At 60.6% G+C, this 21,217-nt stretch carries 13 protein-coding genes; 7 read left to right on the forward strand and 6 right to left on the reverse strand.

The window, feature by feature from the left end:
- Positions 1-100: 100 nt before the first annotated feature.
- Positions 101-1,429, forward strand: coding sequence for an acyl-CoA thioester hydrolase/BAAT C-terminal domain-containing protein (locus FHT08_RS03260; protein WP_166774286.1), 1,329 nt, complete (start codon positions 101-103; stop codon positions 1,427-1,429).
- 268 nt (positions 1,430-1,697) lie between these two features.
- Here FHT08_RS03260 and FHT08_RS03265 read toward each other — a convergent pair whose 3' ends face one another.
- Both FHT08_RS03265 and FHT08_RS03270 read right to left on the reverse strand, forming a co-directional pair.
- Entirely contained in the window at positions 1,698-3,938 is a 2,241-nt protein-coding gene (locus FHT08_RS03265; RefSeq protein ID WP_166774287.1) for a methyl-accepting chemotaxis protein, read from the reverse strand.
- A 99-nt stretch (positions 3,939-4,037) separates the two neighbouring features.
- The gene (locus tag FHT08_RS03270) at positions 4,038-6,308 is read right to left on the reverse strand and encodes a methyl-accepting chemotaxis protein (RefSeq protein WP_166774288.1); all 2,271 of its coding nucleotides are present in this window, start codon (positions 6,306-6,308) and stop codon (positions 4,038-4,040) included.
- Positions 6,309-7,299: 991 nt separating this feature from the next.
- On the opposite strand from FHT08_RS03270, the gene FHT08_RS03275 reads away from it, so the two are divergent.
- Both FHT08_RS03275 and FHT08_RS03280 read left to right on the forward strand, forming a co-directional pair.
- Positions 7,300-7,686, forward strand: coding sequence for a hypothetical protein (locus tag FHT08_RS03275; protein ID WP_166774289.1), 387 nt, complete (start codon positions 7,300-7,302; stop codon positions 7,684-7,686).
- Between the two features lie 88 nt (positions 7,687-7,774).
- Entirely contained in the window at positions 7,775-8,167 is a 393-nt protein-coding gene (locus FHT08_RS03280; RefSeq protein ID WP_047127095.1) for an H-NS family nucleoid-associated regulatory protein, read from the forward strand.
- A 346-nt stretch (positions 8,168-8,513) separates the two neighbouring features.
- On the opposite strand, the gene glgX is transcribed toward FHT08_RS03280, so the two are convergent.
- Entirely contained in the window at positions 8,514-10,652 is a 2,139-nt protein-coding gene (glgX, locus tag FHT08_RS03285; protein WP_166774290.1) for a glycogen debranching protein GlgX, read from the reverse strand.
- Positions 10,653-11,135: 483 nt separating this feature from the next.
- On the opposite strand from glgX, the gene rimK reads away from it, so the two are divergent.
- The 4 genes from rimK to FHT08_RS03305 all read left to right on the forward strand — a co-directional run bounded on the left by rimK (position 11,136) and on the right by FHT08_RS03305 (position 14,742).
- Positions 11,136-12,041, forward strand: coding sequence for a 30S ribosomal protein S6--L-glutamate ligase (rimK, locus tag FHT08_RS03290; protein WP_166774291.1), 906 nt, complete (start codon positions 11,136-11,138; stop codon positions 12,039-12,041).
- 226 nt (positions 12,042-12,267) lie between these two features.
- Positions 12,268-12,645: a hypothetical protein gene (locus FHT08_RS03295; RefSeq protein ID WP_243848935.1), complete on the forward strand. Its 378-nt coding sequence runs from the start codon at positions 12,268-12,270 to the stop codon at positions 12,643-12,645.
- 92 nt (positions 12,646-12,737) lie between these two features.
- A complete protein-coding gene (locus FHT08_RS03300; RefSeq protein WP_006448355.1) occupies positions 12,738-13,415 on the forward strand; it encodes a response regulator transcription factor in 678 nt (225 codons plus the stop codon).
- A complete protein-coding gene (locus FHT08_RS03305) occupies positions 13,408-14,742 on the forward strand; it encodes a HAMP domain-containing sensor histidine kinase (protein WP_166774292.1) in 1,335 nt (444 codons plus the stop codon). The genes FHT08_RS03300 and FHT08_RS03305 overlap by 8 nt, the downstream gene beginning before the upstream one ends.
- A 102-nt stretch (positions 14,743-14,844) precedes the next feature.
- Here the strand turns inward: FHT08_RS03305 and FHT08_RS03310 are convergent, their stop codons facing one another.
- From FHT08_RS03310 to coaE, 3 genes are all read right to left on the reverse strand, one after another.
- On the reverse strand, positions 14,845-15,240 hold the full coding sequence (locus FHT08_RS03310) for a SymE family type I addiction module toxin (protein WP_104595706.1): 396 nt from the start codon (positions 15,238-15,240) through the stop codon (positions 14,845-14,847).
- A 631-nt stretch (positions 15,241-15,871) separates the two neighbouring features.
- Positions 15,872-20,422, reverse strand: a complete 4,551-nt coding sequence (locus FHT08_RS19905) for an RHS repeat-associated core domain-containing protein (RefSeq protein ID WP_243848936.1) — start codon at positions 20,420-20,422, stop codon at positions 15,872-15,874.
- Positions 20,423-20,605: 183 nt separating this feature from the next.
- Positions 20,606-21,217 (reverse strand): dephospho-CoA kinase, encoded by a 612-nt coding sequence (gene coaE / locus FHT08_RS03320; protein ID WP_102251436.1) that lies wholly within the window; start codon positions 21,215-21,217, stop codon positions 20,606-20,608.

Genomic DNA, 21,217 nt, shown 5'->3' on the forward strand with positions numbered 1-21,217 from the left:
TGCACGATTGAGGCCCCTGGGCACACGACTCGTGCCAAATAGCCGTTGCAAGAAGCGCCTGGCAGACATGCTCGTTGGCCCTTTCTCAGGCCGTCCTGACATGCGCCGACTCGCCCTTCTCTTATTTCTACTCGCCTGCGCCCACGCCAATGCCGCAACGCTTCACGTTTCTTCGTTGGATAGCCAGGCGGATGTGCCCTTGGGTGTGCACGTGTCAGGAATGCGCCCTGCGGAGCTCGTGGAGCTCAGGCTTGCGATGAAGGATGCCAAAGGCATCATCTGGCGCTCTAGCGCGGTGTATCGCGCGGATCTAGACGGCGTGGTCGACCCGGCAATCACCGCCGCTGAGGCGGGGAGCTACATGGGAATTGATCAAACCGGTCTGTTTTGGTCGATGCAGCCTGAGGGTCCCGCACGACCTTCGCCTTTTCCCATTCAGAGAAGACCCGGGGATTTGCGGTTTTCACCAGCCGAGTTCACTCTTGACGTGGTGTCGGGCGGAAGAGTGGTCGACACAGTGAAGCTGCGACGATGGATCGATGGCAAAGGCGTCTGCGCGTTTCCGGTAACATCCGATGGACTTGTGGCCAACGTCTACGCGCCCCAAGGCGCGCTGGTAGATGGACGTCGCCATCCGACCGTCATCACTCTCGGGGGCTCCGAGGGCGGGATCGAGAGTGCCAACATGTATGCGGCCTGGCTTGCCTCTCATGGGTTTGTGGCGATGTCTGTGGCTTATTACCGCATGCCTGGATTGCCCAAGGATCTCGTGCGGGTGCCGATTGACCCTGTCTCGATGGGCGTGACTTGGCTACAAGACCAGAGCTATGTGGATCCTTCCGGGATTGGTGTATTGGGTGGCTCATGGGGCGGAACCATCGCGATGGCCGCTGCCTCACACGACCCACGGCTCCGCGCGGTGGTTTCGTTCGTGGGAAGTCCGGCACCATTCCGCGGAATACAGCGGGATGTAGCGCCGGCCGATTTCCGCGCAGTCAACAAGCCTGGTCTGACATTCAAGGGAAAGGATCTGCCTTTCCTGCCCTATCGTGAAGACGCTTCTTGGCTGGATGAAAAGGAAGCCGAGATCCAGTCGACGCTGAAAGCCGCGTTGTTGCCGATTGAAAAGATCAACGGCCCGCTCATGCTCGTCGCTGCAGGAGACGATCGGCTGGGTCTGTCTGGTGAAATGGCGGCGGTGGCGCAACGCTATTTGGCTCGGCATGCGCATGGCACGCATGATCAGATCGTTTATTTCAGCGATGCCGGGCATTTGATCTCGCCGCTGTGGCAGCCGACAACTCACCGCCATGACCTAGGACCTCATCTTCAAGTCGGTGGCACCCCCGAGGGCTATGCGCGAGCTGACCGAGAGAGCGGTGCGGCTGTCATCGAGTTCTTGCGATCTGCCCTGGGAAACACGCGTTAGGCGCGCTCGCCCACATGGTTGAGTTCCCGCATCTCTTTGAACCAGGTGGCTCCCCATTTGGCGTTCAACCCGCGAGCACTCAAGGAGGATCGGACGCGACGCGCGACGGACAAAAGCCCTGCCTCGCTGAGCTCCCGTAGCGGCTTCACATAAGCAATGCCCTCAATTCGATGGCCGGTGTTACCGCGCTTGGCAGCTCAGGAGTGAAGTGGAACTGAGGCTAGAAGAACAGGGCCCGCCAGTGGGGCCCCGAGGGAAAATTTGGGAACTAGAACTCCTGCCAACTGCTAGCCGCTAAGCTGCTCGAAGGGGCTGGCGTTACCTGCCTTGAGGTGACTGTATGATTTCCCTTTATTTTGTGCAGCGCTGGTGGACTCGCCATGGAATTCTTAGTGAATCCAGTGGCCGCCGTAGCGATGTTGTGTCCTGCCGAAATTTTGAACGCTGAGACCGCTTCACTTAGCTGCGTTGCCTGCTCCTCCATCGAGCGTGCTGCTGCAGTCGCTTCCTCAACCAGTGCCGCGTTTTGTTGAGTGGCTTCATCCATTTGAGTGACAGTCATATTGACCTGTTCGATGCCAGCCGACTGCTCCTGCGAGGCTGCCGAGATGTTGCCCATGATGTCGGTGACGCGCTTCACGCTAGCAACGATCTCAGCCATTGTAGAGCCGGCGCTATGCACTAAAGAGGAGCCTTCGGCAACTCGTTGGACGGAGTCATCAATGAGTTCTTTTATTTCCTTCGCTGCACTGGAGGACCGCTGGGCCAGGGTGCGGACCTCAGAGGCAACCACCGCAAACCCGCGTCCTTGCTCGCCGGCTCTGGCAGCTTCCACTGCAGCATTCAGCGCGAGGATATTGGTTTGGAAGGAAATTCCATCAATCACGCTGATGATGTCAGCAATCTTCTTGGATGAGGTTTCGATACCGGACATGGTGTCCACGACCTTGTTCACCACGTCGCCGCCCTGGGACGCCACATGCGCGGCGCCAATCGCCAACTGATTGGCCTGGCGCGCATGTTCGGCGTTTTGCTTCACCGTAGACGTCAGTTCCTCCATAGAGGCAGCTGTCTCTTCCAGGTTGGCGGCCTGTTGCTCGGTCCGGTGTGATAAGTCCTGATTGCCGGCAGCAATTTCGGTTGCTGCCGTGGTAATCGATAGTGCAGAGTGCTGGATCCGTCCCACGATTTCCGCAAGTTGCGCTGCGGTGGCATTGGCATCGTCCCGCATCTGGGAAAACACGCCGTTGAATTCACCGGTCATCCGCGCCGTCAGGTCTCCTTGTGCGATGGATTGCAGCAAGGAAGATAGCGATTGCAGATTGGTGTCGGAGGTGGACATCAGTTGATTGAGACTTGCGACCATTGCACGGAAGTCATGCTGGAAGCGCTCGGTGTCTCCTCGCACAGCGAAGTCGCCTGCTGCGGCAGCTGAGGCTAAGCGACTTATTTCCCTGTTGATTGCTGTCAAATTGTGCTTGACCTGATCCATCGTCTCGGTGAGCACGGCTTTTTCGCCGGGTAGACGATCCATATCCTCGGAAAGATCGCCTACGGCATAGCGTCCGGTAATCTGTGCAAGGCGCATCATGACGGCAATGTGCGAACTGGCCAATGCATTGGCATCTCGCACCATATGGCCATACTCTCCTGGAAATGCATCTTCATCCATGCGATAGCTGATCGCACCAACTTCGTGTTGGCGCGCCATTTCTAGCTGCGCCGCGATGACGCCCTGCAAACGGTCACGTATACGATAGACCGCCTTGGCCAGTTGTACGGTCTCGTCTTTACCCGTGACCTTGACGTCGACATCGAGCACTCCGTTTGACAGGTGTTCAACAGCCGTCACCGCCCCTCGGATCGAACGAGAAATCGCATTGCCAAGTATCAGGGCAATGCTGATGCCGGCTAAGGTGATCAGTGCTAGCGCAATTGCCGAGAGCGTCATTGCACGCGTGTTGGCAGCCTGCTGCTGCCGATAACGCAGTTGGGCCGAATTGCCTAGCTCTTCGCGCAGCGTGGCAAGCCCGGCGAAGGTGGCGTCGGCATTGTCCTTGACCTGGGTGCGGTTGACTTCCGCGCCGCCGGCAATATCGCCGGCTTCGATCAACTCAACTTGGCGCCGCATGCCTTCATGCATCAGTGCATAACTCGTGGTGATCTTCTGCAACTGGGCGAAATGTTCGCTCTCGTTGTTCAACAGCCGTTTGAGCTCAGCGATGTTGGCTTCGACCTGAGTGAAGCGGTTCTCGTTTTCCTGCTTCCACTGCGCAATCAAATCAGGGGATCCGATCGCGATCATACGCAGGATGTTGATGTCGACTCGGGTCAACTGACCATCGATAGTGCTGGCAAGCACGGAGCCGTTGAAATCACGGTTATAGAGCGTGCCGACGCTGTCCTTGGAATTGTGCAGGCTGTGGAGGAGGAACAGGCAGAGCAGGATGCTGGGAACCAGTGTTCCTAGCAATGCCAACAGGAATTTGCTCTTGATCGTGGCTAGCATGGTAGGCCTTGGTGAAGAAGAATCTGTGCGTCGGGAGAATCGATCGCCGTATCGGCCAGCTGAGGCGATCTGGGCATTCGTTGGCCAATGTCGGCTGGATCAGAACTCCTGCCAGCCTGCGCCATCTGTGGAGCTGGCGACGGGCTGGGGTTTGTGTGGTGCCCGTCGTCGTGCGAGGACTTCTGCAGGCGTCTTCAGTGGCGTTGCCGTCTTCCTGCTGCTTGAGCTAGCAATGGCGGTTGCAGCAGGAGCTGCTTGGACCGGAAGAGCGTTCTCTTGATCAATCTTGAACACCGCCACTGCCCCGGTGAGCTGCGTGGCTTGCTCTTCCATGGCACGGGCCGCAGCGGTCGCTTCCTCAACCAGTGCTGCGTTCTGCTGTGTCGCTTCATCCATCTGAGTGACCGTGGTGTTGACCTGCTCAATGCCAGCGGACTGTTCCTGAGAGGCCGCTGAGATCTCTCCCATGATGTCGGTGACGCGTTGCACGCTGGCGACGATTTCCGCCATGGTCGAGCCAGCTGTGTGGACCAGGGTTGATCCTTCGGCCACGCGTTCGACCGAGTCGTCGATCAGCGTCTTGATTTCTTTGGCTGCGGCGCTGGAGCGCTGGGCGAGGGTCCGCACCTCCGAGGCGACCACGGCAAACCCGCGCCCCTGTTCGCCAGCGCGCGCTGCTTCGACGGCAGCATTCAGGGCCAGGATGTTGGTCTGGAATGAGATGCCGTCGATCACGCTGATGATGTCCGCAATCTTCTTGGACGAAGCTTCAATCCCCGCCATGGTTCCCACGACGTTGCTAACGATTTTCCCGCCCTGCGATGCCACATCTGCCGCGCCGATCGCCAACTGGTTGGCTTGCCGTGCGTGCTCTGCATTCTGGCGAACGGTGGAGGTCAGCTCCTCCATCGACGCAGCCGTTTCCTCGAGATTGGCGGCCTGCTGCTCGGTGCGCTGCGACAGATCCTGGTTGCCGGCAGCGATTTCACTTGCGGCCGAGTTGATCGAAACGGCCGATTGCTGGATGCGTCCGACAATCTCTGCCAGCTGCAAGGCGGTGGTATTTGCATCGTCGCGCATCTGAGCAAAGACTCCCTTGAACTCACCCGTCATGCGGGCAGTGAGGTCGCCTGCGGCAATGGACTGGAGCAGCGAGGACAGGGAATGCAGGTTGCCGTCGGCAGTGGCCATGAGAAGGTTCAAGCTCTCGACCATGATCCGGAAGTCGTACTGGAACCGCTCGGCGTCGCCGCGTGCGCTAAAGTCGCCGTTGGCAGCGGCTTGCGCCAACTGTCTGATCTCATGGTTCATGCCGGACAGGTTTGTCTTGACCTCATCCATGGTCTGCGTCAGCACGGCTTTTTCGCCTGGCAGTTGCTCCATGCGTTCACTCAGGTCGCCGATGGCGTAGCGTCCCATGATCCGTGCCAGATCGGACTGCACGCTTAGGTGGGAAGCGACCAGGTCATTGGTGTCTTTCGCCATACGGCCGTAGTCGCCCGGGAACGCAGTGGCGTCCATACGGAAGCTGGTCTGGCCTTCGTCGTGGCGCTTGGCCATGTCGCCCTGAGCGCCCAGCAAGGCCTGAAGCTGGTGTTGCATTCCCTGCATGGCGCGCAGTAATTGCCCGGTTTCGTCCTTGGCGTGCGTGCGCACGTCGTTGTCTAGCTGACCACGGGCGATAGCCTCGGCAACTTTGGTGGCGCGGGCTAGCGGCTGGGTCAGGCTGCGGGTGATGAGCCACGCCAGGAGACTGCTGACCAACACGACAATCGCGCCACCCAGGATGAGCAGGAGCTTACCCCGATCCATCGACTCGACGGCGTCCGCATACGCTTGGCGGCTCTGGCCTTCCTGGCGGGTGACGAGCTCACGGATCTTGCCCTGCCAAGCCAGAATGGCGGGGCGCGCCTTCTCGCTCAGGATGACCTGGGCCTGAGTCTTGTCATTCTTGCCAGCCAGCGCCATGACGTCGTCGTTGAACTTCACCGAAGTCGCCCGGCGCTCGTCCATTTCAGCTCGAATTTTTCGACCTTCCTCCGAGCTTGAGAGCGTGTCCAACTTGGTGCGTAAATCGGTGTAGCGCTCACGCTGCGTGGTGATGGTGTCGAGTGCTTCCTTACTGAGCTCTTCACTGGTTGCCATCGAATAAGTGCCCAGTGCGATCAGCAGCGAGGAATTTGCGTCGAGCATCCCGTTGCCAATCTGGATCTTGGCGGTGCGGTCGAGAACGATGAAATCCAGCTGTGCCCGTGCCTCAGCCATCGTGCCTAGCCCCGTGGCCACAAGCAGGCCCGAAAGAAGGATCAGAATTCCGAAAGCGACAGCCAAGCGGTGTCCGACGTTGTAACGTTGAAGGAAGGCAATCATGGACGTCCTAAAGAAGATCACAGGGTAAGCAGCGACGGCCGTGGCTGGTGGCCGGCTGTCATTGGTCCCAATAGCGGCAATCTTCTTCAAAACTGGAATTTCGATCACCAAACCGTAGTTCTGCCCTTCAGAAAAGTCGCCAGCTGTCGGGTGCGAGGGCCTGACGTCCATCGGGCACGCTGGCTGGGCACTGCAGTCCCTCGCCTGAGCGCGTGTGTTTGCACAGACCGACAGGCGCACCAATAGCGTCCTGGTCGAGCCAAGTGACCTCAAATAAGTGCTTCGAAAGATAGGTCGGGACGCTGCTGGACAGTGTCCACGATGCCGACGGTCGCCATACTCGGCCAGTGACGCGTCATCACTGGGGTGCGAGGCCGTAGCAGCTATCGCCGACGCTAAGGCAGGTGCGTGAAAATCCAGCCCGCGTAGGACAGCAGGGCAATGTAGCTGACGAACAGTGCCGTATGGACAGCACGTTGGTGAACCCGGATGAGATGCATGCTTCCCTCGCATACAAGCGCCATTGGCCATGCCGGCTGTGGGTGTGCTCCACACCCCGTGAGATGGAGCGGCCTCATGGCCTCACGTCCGGCCAGGTGATGGTGATGTGAAAGTGGGTTGCTAGCAAATAGGAATTTTCTATTGAAACGTTTGGCCGCGGCTGCGTAGGCATTGGAGTCTCCTTTCGCTGGGCCAGGCCCGCGCCGCGATGCAGCAATGCAGCGTGTGGCCGGCTCATCACACAGGTAACCGGGCTCGGGAGTTCGTCTATCGTCAAGCGCCGGACCGCAGATGGTTGCCGTTCGCCCTCTCTTGAGCGATGCGGCCGGACATAACGCCTGGCATCTGGACCGGACAGCGATTGCAAGGTGCTCCGGGAAGAATGACGCAAGTTGCGCGCTTCGCTGTTTCCTGCCGAATGGTCAGGAACCTCCTGATTGAGCAGGCTCGCGGCGATGGGCATAGTGGCAGCCCTCATCGAGCCAGTACCATGACGACCACGCATCCTCAACTCATCGGCGCACTTCTCAAGGGCATACGGCGCGCTGAGTCCGCGCGTGCAGCCTCAAGTGGTTGCTGTGCAGAGCAGATGCGTTTTGGGTACGGCACGCCGGACGATGCAAGCAAGGTGCTGGAGATGTTCGCGCTGGATTCCGAGCAGATCCGCGAGCTTGGGCTGGTGGGCGTGGAAGAGCTGGGCGAGGCGGTCTGCCACGCCTGGTCCATCAACGCCGGCGAGCTGGATCGGGTGATTCAGTGGTTTTCGGCGCCGAGGGTCGAGTTCGTCGGCAAGCACTGCCGCGAACTGGTCCGGGACGGGCGCATCGGGCCGGTGCTGACCATGGCGCGCGAGCATGCCTTGCTGCGCCATCGCTGAGCGCAGCCAGGCCCGGGCGTGCCCTGCCGCTTTACGCTAGCCGGCGCAACGGCAATACTCGCTGACCCTTTCAACCTCAGTTTTGCCAATGCGCCAGGTTCCGCCCGCTTCACCCTCTGCCGCCGCCAAAGCCCAATTGCTGGAAGAGCTGCGCAAGCTCGAGCAGGAAGAAGCCCAGCTGAAGTATGCCCAGACGCTGGAAGCGTTCGACCAGGTGGTCGAGGTGCTGACCCAGTTCGGCAGCCGCTTCAATGCCAAGCAGAAGTCCCAGATCGCCTCACTGGCGATGACCGGCAAATCCAAGGGGCCGCTGTCGTCCACGGGTGACGTGGTGGCCAAATACTGGATTCCGCATTCCGGCGAAACCTGGTCCGGGCGTGGTCGCACCCCGCGCGCGTTCAAGGCATGGGAAGGCACCAGCTCCTACAAGGAATGGAAGGCCAACCATCCGGATAAGCGATTCCCGCTCTATCCAGGCTGAGTTTTCGCGTATTCAAGGTCGGGTTGAATGACAACCCGATGCGTAGTGCGCTGCCCCGCATCGCCTGACGCATCACTGATATCAGCTGCAGCTCCGGGCTGTTTCGCCGGCAAGGCGTGAAGCCCATCTGCGATTGCGTCAGCGCCAGCGGCGATTCTGCACGCGCGCGATGCGGAGTCTGGATATCACCGACAAGGCTGTCACCGCACACGACCTACAGCGTCGGCATCCATGGATCGGTGGCGTGGATCCTGTGCACGCCGAAGCATCCGGCGCACATGTCGAAGCAATAAAAAAACTCGCGGCCTGCCGGAGATCCGGCAGGCCGCGAGTTCGTGTCACCGCGTCAGGATGACTGGTCGTTCTTGCACTCGAACACCGACACGCTGCGCGGCGGGGCCAGGAATTCGCTGGCGCCGGCCGGCATCATGTCCACTTCCAGGGCGTCGTCGGTCGAGAGCGCCAACTTCCAGTGCACCGGTTCGTCGGCCGAGGGCAGGGTGAAGGTCACGCCTTCGTGGTAAGCGTTGATGACGATCAACAAGGTGGCGTCGTTGGCCAGTTCCTTGACGCCGGAGGTCTGTGCCTTGCCTTCCAGCAGCAGCCCCACCGAGCGTGCGCCGGCATCGGTCCAGTGCGCATCGTCCATTTCGGTGCCGCCCGGATTGAGCCAGGTGAGATCGCGCAGGCCCGCTTCTTCGTTGTACTGGCCGTTGAGGAAGCGGCCGCGCGACAGGATTGGATAGCGCTTGCGCAACTGCGTCAGCGCTTTGACGAAGTCGGTCAGGCGGCCAGCGGTGGGGTCGTTTTCCCAATCCAGCCAGGTGATCTCGTTGTCCTGGCAATAGGTGTTGTTGTTGCCGCCTTGCGACTGTGCACGCTCGTCACCGGCAAGCATCATCGGCGTACCCTGCGAGAGCAGCAGCGTGGCGAGCAGGTTCTTCATCTGCCGCTCGCGGATCTGCAGCACGTCCGCGTTATCGGTGTCGCCTTCTTCGCCGTAGTTGCAGGAACCATCGTTGGACGAACCGTCGCGATTGTCCTCGCCATTGGCGATGTTGTGCTTTTCGTTGTAGCTCACCAGATCGCGCAGGGTGAATCCATCGTGCGCGGTGATGAAATTGACCGATGCCCACGGGCGACGGCCGCGACGATCGAACAGATCGGCCGAGCCGGTGAAGCGGGTGGCGAACTCGGCCAGCTTGCCGTCCTCGCCCTTCCAGAATTCGCGCGCATTGTCGCGGAACTTGTCGTTCCATTCCGACCAACCTGGCGGAAAGTGACCGACCTGATAGCCGCCGGGGCCGCAGTCCCAGGGTTCGGCAATTAACTTGACCTCCGACAGCAACGGATCCTGGTTGCACGCATCCAGGAAACCACCGCGCTGGTCGAAGCCACTCGGCTCGCGTCCCAGGATCGTGGCCAGATCGAAGCGGAAGCCGTCCACATGCATCTCGCCGGCCCAGTAGCGCAGCGAATCGTTGACGAACTGGATCACCCGCGAGTTGCTCAGATTGAGCGTGTTGCCGGTGCCGGTATCGTTGATGTAGTAACGCTTGTCTTCGGCAAGGCGATAGTAGCTGGCGTTGTCGATGCCCTTGAACGACAGCGTCGGCCCCAGCTCGCTGCCTTCGGCGGTATGGTTGTAGACAACGTCCAGGATCACTTCCAGGCCCTGCTTGTGCATGGCCTTGACCATGTCGCGGAATTCGTCGCGATGTCCGCTGGACAGGTAGCGCGACTTCAGTGCGAAGAAGCCGATGGTGTTGTAGCCCCAGTAATTGCGCAGATCCTTGTCCAGCAGGTGCTGATCGTCCAGGTACGCATGCACCGGCAACAGCTCCACCGCAGTGATGCCCAGGTCCTTGATGTATTGCAGCACCTGCGGCTGTGCCAGGCCGGCAAAGGTGCCGCGCACGGCTTCGGGTACCTGCGGGTTGCGCATGGTGTAACCACGCACATGGGTCTCGTAGATCACCGTCTCGTTCCACGGCGTGAGCAGGCGCGCGTCGTCTTCCCAGTCGTAGGTGTCTTCGACCACCACACACTTGGGCATGAACGGCGCGCTGTCGCGCTCGTCGAAGCTCAGATCACCATCGGGGTGACCCACGGTATAACCGTAAAGTTCGTCTGCCCAGATCAGGTCGCCATCCATCTCGCGCGCGTACGGGTCCATCAACAGCTTGTTGTGATTGAAGCGGTGGCCTTCGGTCGGCTCATACGGGCCATGCACGCGGTAGCCGTAACGCTGGCCCGGTTTGACGTCCGGCAGGTAGCCGTGCCAGATCTCGTTGGTGTATTCCGGAAGATCCACCCGCACTTCGGTGCCCTGTTCGTCGAACAGGCACAGTTCCACGCGCGTGGCGTGCGCGGAAAACAACGCAAAATTGGTGCCCTGACCATCGAAGACGGCGCCGCGCGGAAACGGGCGTCCTTGGCGGATGCGGGAGGGGTTGGCGTAAGCCGCGCTTGCTGGACGTCGCATTGAGAGTCTCGGGTGCGCCGGCATGCCGGCATTGAGGGAGCTCAAGCATTGCGGGTTCAGCTGTGCAAACTGCGTCATGACGACAGGGCGGCGGCGTGAGGGCGGTCGACGCCGCGCGCGGTCGCCACTCATTCTTCCTGGCGCAGACACCGGCGACGAGCGCGCCGACGCGGATCTGATGCGTCGAATCGGGCACGTCTGCTGCGTTGTCTGCGCGACCGCCGCCACACATCGTGCGTCTACACCACCTGTGCCGACGTACGCACGCGCTTGAGTGCTGCGCAGCCGCCCTGCTAGCATCCAGGCCGTCGAAGCCGCGCAGCGCATGCAGTGTGACAGCTGCCTTGCTGCGTCGCTCCCGCTCCCATTCTCGGGGCCGTCGCACACCCGTCGAACGCAACGTGCAGGGCCGTGACGCTGCCCGCGTGTGCAATCGACCGGCAGACCTACGGACTTGGGTCACTCCGTCATCAGACTCCGACCATGTCCAGGCCGCGCCGTACACCTGCCGCGATGAAGATCGCCATTCTTTCCCGCAACAGCAAGTTGTATTCGACCCGGCGGCTCATCGAGGCCGGGCGCAAGCGTGGCCACACCGTGCGCATCCTCGACCCGCTGCGCTGCTACATGCGTATCGCCGCCGACGGTTTCAGCCTGCACTACAAGGGCAAACCGATCACCGGGTTCGACGCGGTGATCCCGCGCATCGGCGCCTCGGTCACGCGCTATGCCACCGCCGTGTTGCGCCAGCTCGAATTCATGGGCACCTACACGCCCAACCCGTCCGACGCCATCCTGCGCTCGCGCGACAAGTTGCGCGCGCATCAGTTGCTGGCCGCGCAAGGCATCGACATGCCGGTGACCGTGTTCGGCGACAACCCGGACGACACCCAGGACCTGCTGTCGATGCTCGGCCCGCCGCCGCATGTGGTGAAGTTGAACGAAGGCGCGCAGGGCGCGGGAGTGATCTTGACCGAGAAAGCCAGCGCCTCGCGCGGCGTGGTCGAGGCGCTGCGCGGGCTATACGCCAACTTCATCGTGCAGGAGTTCATCGGCGAGGCGGAGGGGGCGGACCTGCGCTGCTTCGTGGTCGGCGACCGGGTCGTTGCCGCCATGCGCCGGCAGGCGGCCGAGGGCGACTTTCGTTCCAACCTGCATCTGGGCGGCAGTGCCGCGGTAGCCCAGGCCAGCGAGCAGGAGCAGGAGGTCGCGGTACGTTCGGCACGCGCGCTGGGCCTGGCGGTGGCCGGTGTGGATCTGATCCGTTCACGGCGCGGGCCGTTGGTGCTCGAGGTCAATTCGACCCCCGGACTGGAAGGCGTGGAAGGCGTCTGCGAAGTGGATGTGGCGGCGGCGATCATCCAGCACCTGGAGCAGTCGATCCGCTGATCGGGCCACCAACTTTGTTATCGAAAATTTAACAAAAATCTAATCCTTTCCTCGCTAGCCTCACCCGACCGTGGCTCCGCTCTCGGCAGTGACGGTGATCGGGATGAACTTTTGGCCCAGGTGCGTTGTCGCACTTGGGCCTTTTTATGTGGCGGCTTGCTGCCCCCAGGCTTCGCGTCTACATTCGCTGATGTTAAATCGCTCAGGCACACAAGGAGGCGTCGGCATGGCCAGGCAAGTCAGCATCGCAATGCTGTTCGGCGTGATCGGTTTGCTGATCACCTCCGCCTGCGCAGCGGCGGTCGGTGGCGACATGCCACCCAAGCCACCGGCGGAGCAGGTGCGTAGCGATCTGCACAAAAGCGAGAAGCACTCCGAGATCAGTCAGGATGAGCGCGCTAAGGTGGCGGCGGTACCCGATCGCAACCAAGCCGCATTGGAGGCGCAGCCGGACGTCGTCGCGCTGCAGCCGCACCAGGGCGCAGCGTTGCATGGCGATCAGGAGCCCATCACCCAGATTTTGATCAAGGCAGGCGAAGATGGTCGGCCAATTGCCGGCGCGCGCGTGCATCTGGTTCGCAGACGAGTAGCAGACAGGGTATGACCGCCGCCGAGTGTTGCCGTCAGACGACGGTGAGTCAGGACGACACTTCTCGGCGCCAGCGCTAAAAAAACAGATTAACCAATGAGGTTCCAGTGCGAATTCTAGTAATTGAAGACAACAGCGATATCGCCGCCAATCTGGGCGACTATCTCGAAGACCGCGGCCACACGGTGGACTTTGCCGCCGACGGCGTGACCGGTCTGCATCTGGCCGTGGTGCACGAGTTCGACGCCATCGTGCTCGACCTCAACCTGCCCGGCATGGATGGCATCGAGGTGTGTCGCAAGCTGCGCAACGAAGCGCGCAAGCAGACACCGGTGCTGATGCTCACCGCACGCGATTCGCTGGACAACAAGTTGGCCGGTTTCGACTCCGGCGCGGACGACTACCTGATCAAGCCGTTCGCGCTGCAGGAAGTGGAGGTCCGGCTCAACGCGCTGTCGCGCCGTGGCAAGGGCGTGCACACCCGCGTGCTGGAAACCGGCGATCTGGAATACAACCTGGACACGCTGGAAGTGCGTCGCCGCGGCAAGCTGCTGCAGCTCAACCCCACTGCGTTGAAGATCCTGCAGTCGCTGATGGAAGCCTCGCCGGCCGTGGTCACCCGCCAGGAGCTAGAAACCCGCGTCTGGGGCGAGGAGCTGCCCGATTCGGATTCGTTGCGCGTGCATATCCATGGCCTGCGTGCGGTGGTCGACAAGCCTTTCGACGTACCGATGATCCAGACCCGTCACGGCATCGGCTATCGCATCGCCTCGCCCGATGCCTGAAAGCAATAACAGCGCGCGGCCCGCCCGTAGGCGCGGCCGCTACCGGCGGCGCCTGCGTAGCCGCATCATTCTGTCGTTCGTGTTGTTGGGCTTCTGCCTGACCACGCTGTTCGCTTTCGCCACCAACTGGGCGCGCTCGCGCGTGGAAAACCAGTTGGTGGAAGACGTGATGAACCGCAATATCGACGCCTTTGCGCAGCGCTTCTATTCCGACCCGCTGCGTAACCCCGACCTGCCGGTGCAGCAGATGCGTGGGCGGGTGGTCAAAAGCGACAAGTTCGAAGCGCTGCGGCTGGAACAGCCGGAGTGGTACCAGTTCCCGGACGGCATCCACACCATCTCCGGCGTGGACGAAAACGGCAATGCCTATTCGTACAAGCTGGCCGTGCGCAAGACGCCGAGCGAGTGGTTCTTCCTCGCCTATGACATGACCCAGACCATCAAGGGCGAGATTCAGCTCAAGCGCACCTTGATGCTTTCGGTGCTGGTGTTCAGCGGCTTCTCGCTGCTGATTGGCTGGTGGTCGGCGTCCAAGGTCATGCGCCCGGTGTCGGACCTGGCCGCCCGCCTGCGTGCCTACCGCGGCGGCACCAGCGAGCCCAAGCCGCTGGCCGCGCACTTCCCCGACGATGAAGTGGGCCAGCTGGCCGAAGCGCTGGACGATTACTCGGCCCGCCTCACCGAGGTGGTGCAGCGCGACCGCGAATTCAACGCCGACGTCAGCCACGAATTGCGCACGCCGCTGGCGGTGATCCGCGGCGCCACCGAACTGCTGCTCACCAAGCCCAATCTCGACGAAAAGATGCTGCAACGCCTGCAGCGCATCCAGCGCGCCGAACTGCAGTGCAGCGACCTGATCGGCTCGCTGCTGCTGCTCTCGCGCAACGAACGCGGGCAGGGCAGCAGCAATGTCGCCAAGGTGGCCGAGCAACTGATCGACGCGCACCGCGCCCAGCTGGGCGGCAAACAGTTGGAGCTGCTGCTGGAAGGCGAGCGCGACCTGGTCATCGACGCGCCCGAATCTGCTTTGTCGGTGGCGCTGGGCAACCTGATCGGCAACGCGGTCAAGTACACCCAGGACGGCCAGGTGCGCGTGCGCGTGCTTGGCGATGCGGTGGAAGTGATCGACTCCGGCCCCGGCCTGAGCGAGGAAGACGCCGCCAAACTGTTCCAGCGCGGCTACCGCGGCACCCACGCCGGCCACTCGCAAGGCGGCGGCATCGGCCTGTCGATCGTCAGCCGGCTGTGCGACCTCTACGGCTGGCGCGTCAGCGTACGCCCAGGCCAGCAGCGCGGCGTCATCGCAACACTCGCCTTCCATCGCTAACCACCACCCACACTCCCGTAGGAGCACACCCGGGCGCGACAGCCTTACCCATGACGCCCCCACGCCGGGGCTTGCAGACAACATCCGCACCCAAAACCCAGCTCAGCGCTCCACCACCGTCACCACCAACTCGCCCGCACGCGCAGTGATCTGCAGCTTGCACCCAACCGCAAATCCCAACTGCTCCAGCCAAATCCCGCGCAAGCGCACGCTGGGAATGCGCTGGCTGTGCGGTCGGCCGGGTTCTGCATCGTAGAACGCATAGCCCACCGTGCAGCGTGTGGGCGTGCGTGCCTTGCGCGGTGGCCGCGGCGGCAGATCGTCCACGCGGGGCCTGTGGTGACGGTCGAAGGCGAGGTTGTCCACATCGAACGTGGGTGACGGCACCAGCCGCATGGGCTGCGTGTCCTTTACCGGCGTGGCTGCTCGCTTGGAGGAAGCGGCGCGCTTGGTATTTGATTTGGACCGCTTGGCGGTTGGAGACTGCGCCCGGCTCATCGCCTCACCTCCGCCAGCACCACGGAGCGACGACGCTCACCAGCCAATACCGATGCATCTGTCATGACAACGCCTCCTTCGAAAAATAGGCACCGTCGCCGGCCGGCGACGGGATGTCGGGAGGTTAGAAACCGCTAGTAGTCGGCGGGCGTATTCCTCCCGAAGGAGTGTTGTATTAGCCGCCCTCCCGACGCAGGCATCGCGTCGGTTTGTACCTGCAGGCAGGCACAAAAAACCCACCAGTTTGACGGAGGTGGGTACCGCTACTAGAGGAGTTTCTACGCTCCTTGAGGCAGAGGTTGCTACTGGTTGTGTGGGATGTCAACTGTCTGGCGACAATCAGTCTTGCCTATGTCTAGCCGCCACAGTGGCTAGCCTTAGATACTTCTGTTAGTCATTAAATGGTTCCTTTTTTGACGAGCAGAACTAAAACGCTAGCGAAGTGATTCGTAAATTACCGTAACGAGGATCATCCACGACGCGCCTGCGATTGCCATTATTAAACCTCTCTTGTCCCAAGCTGATCGGAAAGGCTTAGTTTGAGGCGCAGCTAAGAACGATCCCCATCGAATAAGACCCCCTAGCCCAAGAAAAAATCCACCCGCAAGCATCGCTAGGATATAAGCCAGCTTCATTGCGCTTCACATGAACATTTTTTCTGCTGGATAACTACGGCATTTCCTGCCGCAGCGCCATAAATAGTGGCGTCAAATCCGCCTTGTCTCTGATGCCATCCTGTGCTCTCAGCTCCAGCGCCGAAGTTCCACCAGGCTCCACCAATCGATATTTTTTGATACATCTGATAGCCCAGGCCAAATGAAACTGATCCTGCAGAGAACTTCGCATAAGGACCGTTGAACACATCAGGGTCTGGCACATCATTGGAGTCCATGAGTTCTACTTGCGAACCAGCCATTGAAATTGGTGCCCCTAATCCACCTGCGCCTCCGACTGCCATCACATAGGCAGATGCGAGTCCGCCACCCGGACAGGGGGAAGTGACTTGATAGAAGTCTATGTTCAAGCCGAACTTTCCTGCCCCGACACCAACTCCAAAAGTAGAGCCTTTCCAAGTTGCCAAGCCATAAAAATCCATGTGGACAAAAGGAGCCTGCAATGCGTATCCAAAAGTGCTGCTGCCACCTCTCAAGCCAATCGGATCACTCTGTCCGTATCGCCCGGTGGTGGGGTCATAGTCCCTGAAGTAGTTCTGATTCAACCCACTCGCCGCATCAAACCGCTGCCCCAGGAAGCGCATATCCAACACCAGCGCCGCACCATCGCCATCCGGATCCTGATTCGGCGCGGTGTTGCCGAAGGCTTCGCCCTTCAAGCTCCATGTCCACACCGCCACATCGCGGGTTGGGTCGATCACCACGCGCGGACTGCCCAGATGATCGGGTTCGATGTAGTGCAGCGTGTTCGCGTTGGCCAGCAGGCCGACCGGTAGATCGTCCAGCCAGATCGCCTGCTGCTTGGGCGCGCCGTTGCTGTCGTAGTCGCCTAGCCAATGGCCTGCTTCGTCATAGAGCGTGTAGGTGTTGGTGGTGCCTAAGAAGCGGCGCACCTGCTCGCCACGGCCGTTGTAGCGGTAGTTCATGGTCACCGCGCCGGCGCGGCGGGCCTGGGTCATGCGGCCGGTGGTGTCGTAGGTGTACTGGCGCGCGGTGCCGCCGATGGCGGTGGTGTTGCCGGTAGCGTCGTAACTGCGGGCCACGCCGGCCACCGCACTGAGGCGGTGGCTGTCGGCCGGGTAGGTGTAGGCCTGCATGGCCGTGCCGACCTTGGCGCTGAGGCGGTTGCCGGTGGCATCAAAGCTATAGCCGTCGATCAGCGTGCCTGTGCGGCCGTCCTTGAGGCCGGTCAGGCGGCCCAGCGCGTCGTAGCCCAGGCCGATCTCCGGCGTGGGATTGCCAGCGGGCGTCAATGCGGTGAGGTTGCCGGCCGGGTCGAAGCCGAAGCCCACGTCCAGCCCGCCCGGGCGGGTGTCCTGAATCGCCTGCGGGCGGTAGTCCAGATCGTACTGGCGGGCGAGGATGCGGCCATTGCCATAGGTCCAGCCGGCAGCCGGACCGAACGGGTAGTAGCTGGCGTTGCCCAGCAGCACCTGGCGGCTGCCGCCGGCCGGGGTCACGCCGACCTCGGTGGTCTGGCCTTGCGAGTTGCGCACATAATCGACCACCGCCCCGTCCGGATAGATCATGCGGCGCAACTGGCCGCCGACGGTGTAGTCGTAGCGCAGCACCAACGCCTTGCTGTTGCTGGTCTGCACCTTGCGCACCAGATCGCCGAAGCGGTTGTAGCAGTACTGGGTGATGGCGCCGCCGTCCTGCATCTTGGTCAGGCGGCCGATGGAGAAGGTCTCCCCGCTCGTGCAGGCCGTCTGCGTCACGTCGTAGGTGTAAGTGACGTTGAGGCCGCTGGTGGGGTAGGTGACCTTGGTCAGGCGATTGAGCGCGTCGTAGCCGTAGGCGGTGGTATTGCCGCGCGCGTCGGTCTGGGTGGCGCGGTTGCCGGCGCTGTCGTAGGTGTAGCTGGTGACGCCAGTGTCCGGGCTGGTGAGCTTCACCAGATCGCCGAAGCCGTTGTAGGCGTATTTGGTGTCCAGACCCTTGGGGTCGGTGACCTTGGTGAGGTTGTCCAGCGCGTCGTAGTCGAATGTGGTGTCGGCCTTGATGCCGGCTACATCCTGCAGCGTGCGCGACAGCCGGTTTAGCGGGTCGTATTCGCTCTGCGTCGCGGTTGCCAATGCATCGGTCACCTTGGTGGCGTTGCCGTTGGCGTCGTACTCGAAATCGGTGGGGTCGCTGCCCGCGGTGGCCTGCGTCTTGAGTTGGCCGAGCTGGTTGTAGACACGCGAGAGCGTGCGCTTCAACGTACCGGCCGCGTCCTGGGTGTCTTCCTTGACGCGATTGCCGGCGTTGTCCAGCGTGTAGTGGACAGTGTTGCCCGCGTTATCGGTGATATCGGTCAGCCGATGCGCCGCATCGTAGGTGAAGGCAGTGAACGCGCCATCGGGCTGGGTGACCTGCTTGACCAGACCGGTGGGCCAGTAGTCGATGCGGGTGATGCGGTCATCGGCCTCGCTGGATGCATCGCTTCCGCGCACCTTGCTGGCGGTAAGCCAACCGCGCGGGTGATAGGTGTAATCGGTGACGATGCCGTTGGTGTCCTTGATGGATAGTGGGCGGCCGGCGCCGTCGTAGGCGAGGTATTCGGTGACTTGGCCTAGGGCGTTAGTGACTTTCCACAAGTCGCCTTTGCGGTGCGGGCAGCTGCTGGTGGTAGAAGCGCAGCCTGCGTCATCGGCCATGTAATAGTTGAAGCGTGTGGCTTGCCATAGAGCACCATCGTAGTGCTGAGCGGTCAGCTGCAGTCCGATGCGTGGGCAACTAGAGCCCGTATCAACATCTGACTGTTCGCAGAAGCTGCTCATATCCTTTCTGACAGTACCGGTTTTACCATCCGTTATAGTGGAAGTCAGGATCTGTCCACGTTGGGTGAGCGTCCACTCTTGCTTCTGATAGAGGTCGCCAGCGCTAGAATAAATCGATCTGGCGACAGGAGTGGGGAGGGTGGGATGCCAGTCGACTGCAACAGTTTTTATGGTGAGGCCGTCGCGCGATGTTGTTTCCAGGGTGCGAAGTCCGCGCGCGTTGTAATCTTCATCTACCTTCGTGCCATTGAAGTACTGCTTGACATCGGCATAGCCCAAGACATCGTAGGTTTGGCTCTTGATGCTCTGCGAGGTACCGCATGCGGGGCAATGGGCAGTCGCCGACGCAAATTTGGCCCGCCCGTAGCTAACGGTCATGGCAAACGAAGAGGAAGCGCCTAGCGCGCTTGTTACCGTTGCCGAGCTTTGGTCATAGGCGATCTTTGTGTCATCGATCGGATCCGAGGCTGCGCCATGATAGCTGCGTGTTCCTCTACCTGATTGATCGTATTCCCAGGATGCGAATCGGATGCCTTGCTCATCAACGATTCCCGTTAGGGCGCTGGGAAACTCCTTGTTCTGGTAAAAATATGATCTGACTGAGCCGCCCTGCGTTGAAGCACTTTGCAATCGGTTCTTATCATCAAAAGCGTACGTCAAGCTCTGTCCATCCGGTAGCGTGATAAAGTCTAGTTGCCCATATTTGTATGCAAAAGTAAGACTCCGTCCGGTCGCATCAGTCACTGCTGAGATTTTTCCTTCTGTATAGCGAAGGGTTACAAAATCGCCGTCAGGGTAGTCAATTTTCTGCAAGTTGCCAGCTGCATCAAACTCTTCGATGGTCTGATCGGGGGCGTGGACATGCCAGTTGACCAGCGCCCCGTCCTCCCTAACTTCCTCGAGTACGTAGCGCACGTCGCTTTCTGCATGCCATTTGCCGCTTCCCTCGTTCTTAAACAAGTAAGAGTTGCCACTTGGTCTTGTGAGCAGAACGGTTTTCGAGCCCGACGTTAAGTTGGCTCTGATGGACCGCATGTAAGAGTGCCGCCACTCAATGCCTAGCGGAGAGCCGGCATCAAGCCCAATATTTCCGCTGGTGTAAAAGCGAACGAATTGGAGTTTGGTGGCGGGCGCAGAGAAATCAATATCTTTCTGTAGTTTGGCGCCAGTGAAAAAATTGACCGGATTTCCCGCAGTGCAAGAGCCAGATGTTGAGGCGTCACATTCGTTATTCTTTCCCGGATCAATTGGCCGACGAATGCATGTCATGAAGTTGTTTGGATTGGGATCGAATCCGGCTGGGCATTGCCAATGTTTTGCCAGTAATATAGGGGAATAACCGCTGCTTGAAGGTCGGCATGAGGAATTGTCTGTGGTGCAATTATTTGCTGCTAAAAAACCAGCCGCCGTGTATGGACGAAGTTCTGGTCCTTCCGGCCCCGTATAGCTGATAACTACGATTGATGCGGGCTGTCCATTCCATAGCCCGTTGCCTTGTCCTCCACATTGGAGGATTTGGCAGCCAGCTCCATAATTGTCAATCTCAGGGTTGAATTCACCGGTCAGTGGTGGGATTTTGCTAACTTCGAAGTCTTGAGCGAGTACGGCAAAGGTAGGAAAGCAAAGCGCCGTCATTAAAACAAGGCTTGATATTTGTTGTAGCGCGATTGCAGTGAATCGCCTTTGAGAAAATAACGACGACCCATTCAATGGGGTGGCGGATGAATCATTGCTTTGGGTGTGCATTGCTTTCTTCCTTGACTGCTAAATAAAGGCCGGGATAAGGGGAGGAATTCACTGCGACTATGCCCGAAGTCTCACTGGGCGCATTGTTCGCATTCCTGCAGCGCGAAAAAGTAGCGTGTCTCTCCGATGCTCGTGATATGGATTTGCAACCACGGCCTCACCACCACTGTCTATGATCAAGCGCTAATGCTCTGAAGCGGCTACTCGATAGGCGACATCCAACCTGCGCGCGATCTGCTCCAATCGCTCCGGAGTCTTTTCATTGCTGACAATATCGTCGGCGATGGCTTCTCGCTGTTTGCGCGTCGCCTGTGCGGCGATCATCCGACTTGCCAATTCGGGTGTTGCGCCATCGCGTCGCATGAGGCGCGCGTGCTGCAAGGCGGCCGGGACATCGACTACTAGGATGCGGTCCAGCCACGGGTAGGTGGCACGTCCTCCGGCTTCGGCAAGCAGCGGGATCGCCACGATGGTGTACGGTCCCCGGGCAGCCAGTGCGGCGCGACGCAGTTCGTCGCGGATGGCGGGGTGAGTGATGGCTTCGAGCGCCTTCCGTTGAAGTGGATCGGCAAAGACAATTTGGCGCAAGGCGGAGCGATCTAGCGCGCCATCCGGCAACAAGATGGCGCGTCCGAAGCGATCGGCGATGGCATCAAGAATGGGGCCGGGCTCCACAACCCGCCGCGCAACGACATCCGCATCAATGACCGGCACGCCCAGTTTCTCGAACTCGGCGGCGAGGGCGCTCTTGCCGGAGGCGATGCCACCCGTGAGGCCGACGATGAAGTCGCTCAT

Source organism: Xanthomonas sp. CFBP 8151 (assembly GCF_011761885.1).
GTDB lineage: Bacteria > Pseudomonadota > Gammaproteobacteria > Xanthomonadales > Xanthomonadaceae > Xanthomonas > Xanthomonas arboricola_B.

What these genes read in the sequence shown, in the direction of transcription:
- FHT08_RS19905 (WP_243848936.1), bottom strand. Translation starts at nt 20,422, where the DNA reads ATGCACACCCAAAGCAATGATTCATCCGCCACCCCATTGAATGGGTCG.
- FHT08_RS03305 (WP_166774292.1), top strand. Translation starts at nt 13,408, where the DNA reads ATGCCTGAAAGCAATAACAGCGCGCGGCCCGCCCGTAGGCGCGGCCGC.
- glgX (WP_166774290.1), bottom strand. Translation starts at nt 10,652, where the DNA reads ATGCGACGTCCAGCAAGCGCGGCTTACGCCAACCCCTCCCGCATCCGC.
- rimK (WP_166774291.1), top strand. Translation starts at nt 11,136, where the DNA reads ATGTCCAGGCCGCGCCGTACACCTGCCGCGATGAAGATCGCCATTCTT.
- FHT08_RS03270 (WP_166774288.1), bottom strand. Translation starts at nt 6,308, where the DNA reads ATGATTGCCTTCCTTCAACGTTACAACGTCGGACACCGCTTGGCTGTC.
- FHT08_RS03265 (WP_166774287.1), bottom strand. Translation starts at nt 3,938, where the DNA reads ATGCTAGCCACGATCAAGAGCAAATTCCTGTTGGCATTGCTAGGAACA.
- FHT08_RS03295 (WP_243848935.1), top strand. Translation starts at nt 12,268, where the DNA reads ATGGCCAGGCAAGTCAGCATCGCAATGCTGTTCGGCGTGATCGGTTTG.
- coaE (WP_102251436.1), bottom strand. Translation starts at nt 21,217, where the DNA reads ATGAGCGACTTCATCGTCGGCCTCACGGGTGGCATCGCCTCCGGCAAG.
- FHT08_RS03280 (WP_047127095.1), top strand. Translation starts at nt 7,775, where the DNA reads ATGCGCCAGGTTCCGCCCGCTTCACCCTCTGCCGCCGCCAAAGCCCAA.
- FHT08_RS03260 (WP_166774286.1), top strand. Translation starts at nt 101, where the DNA reads ATGCGCCGACTCGCCCTTCTCTTATTTCTACTCGCCTGCGCCCACGCC.
- FHT08_RS03275 (WP_166774289.1), top strand. Translation starts at nt 7,300, where the DNA reads ATGACGACCACGCATCCTCAACTCATCGGCGCACTTCTCAAGGGCATA.
- FHT08_RS03310 (WP_104595706.1), bottom strand. Translation starts at nt 15,240, where the DNA reads ATGAGCCGGGCGCAGTCTCCAACCGCCAAGCGGTCCAAATCAAATACC.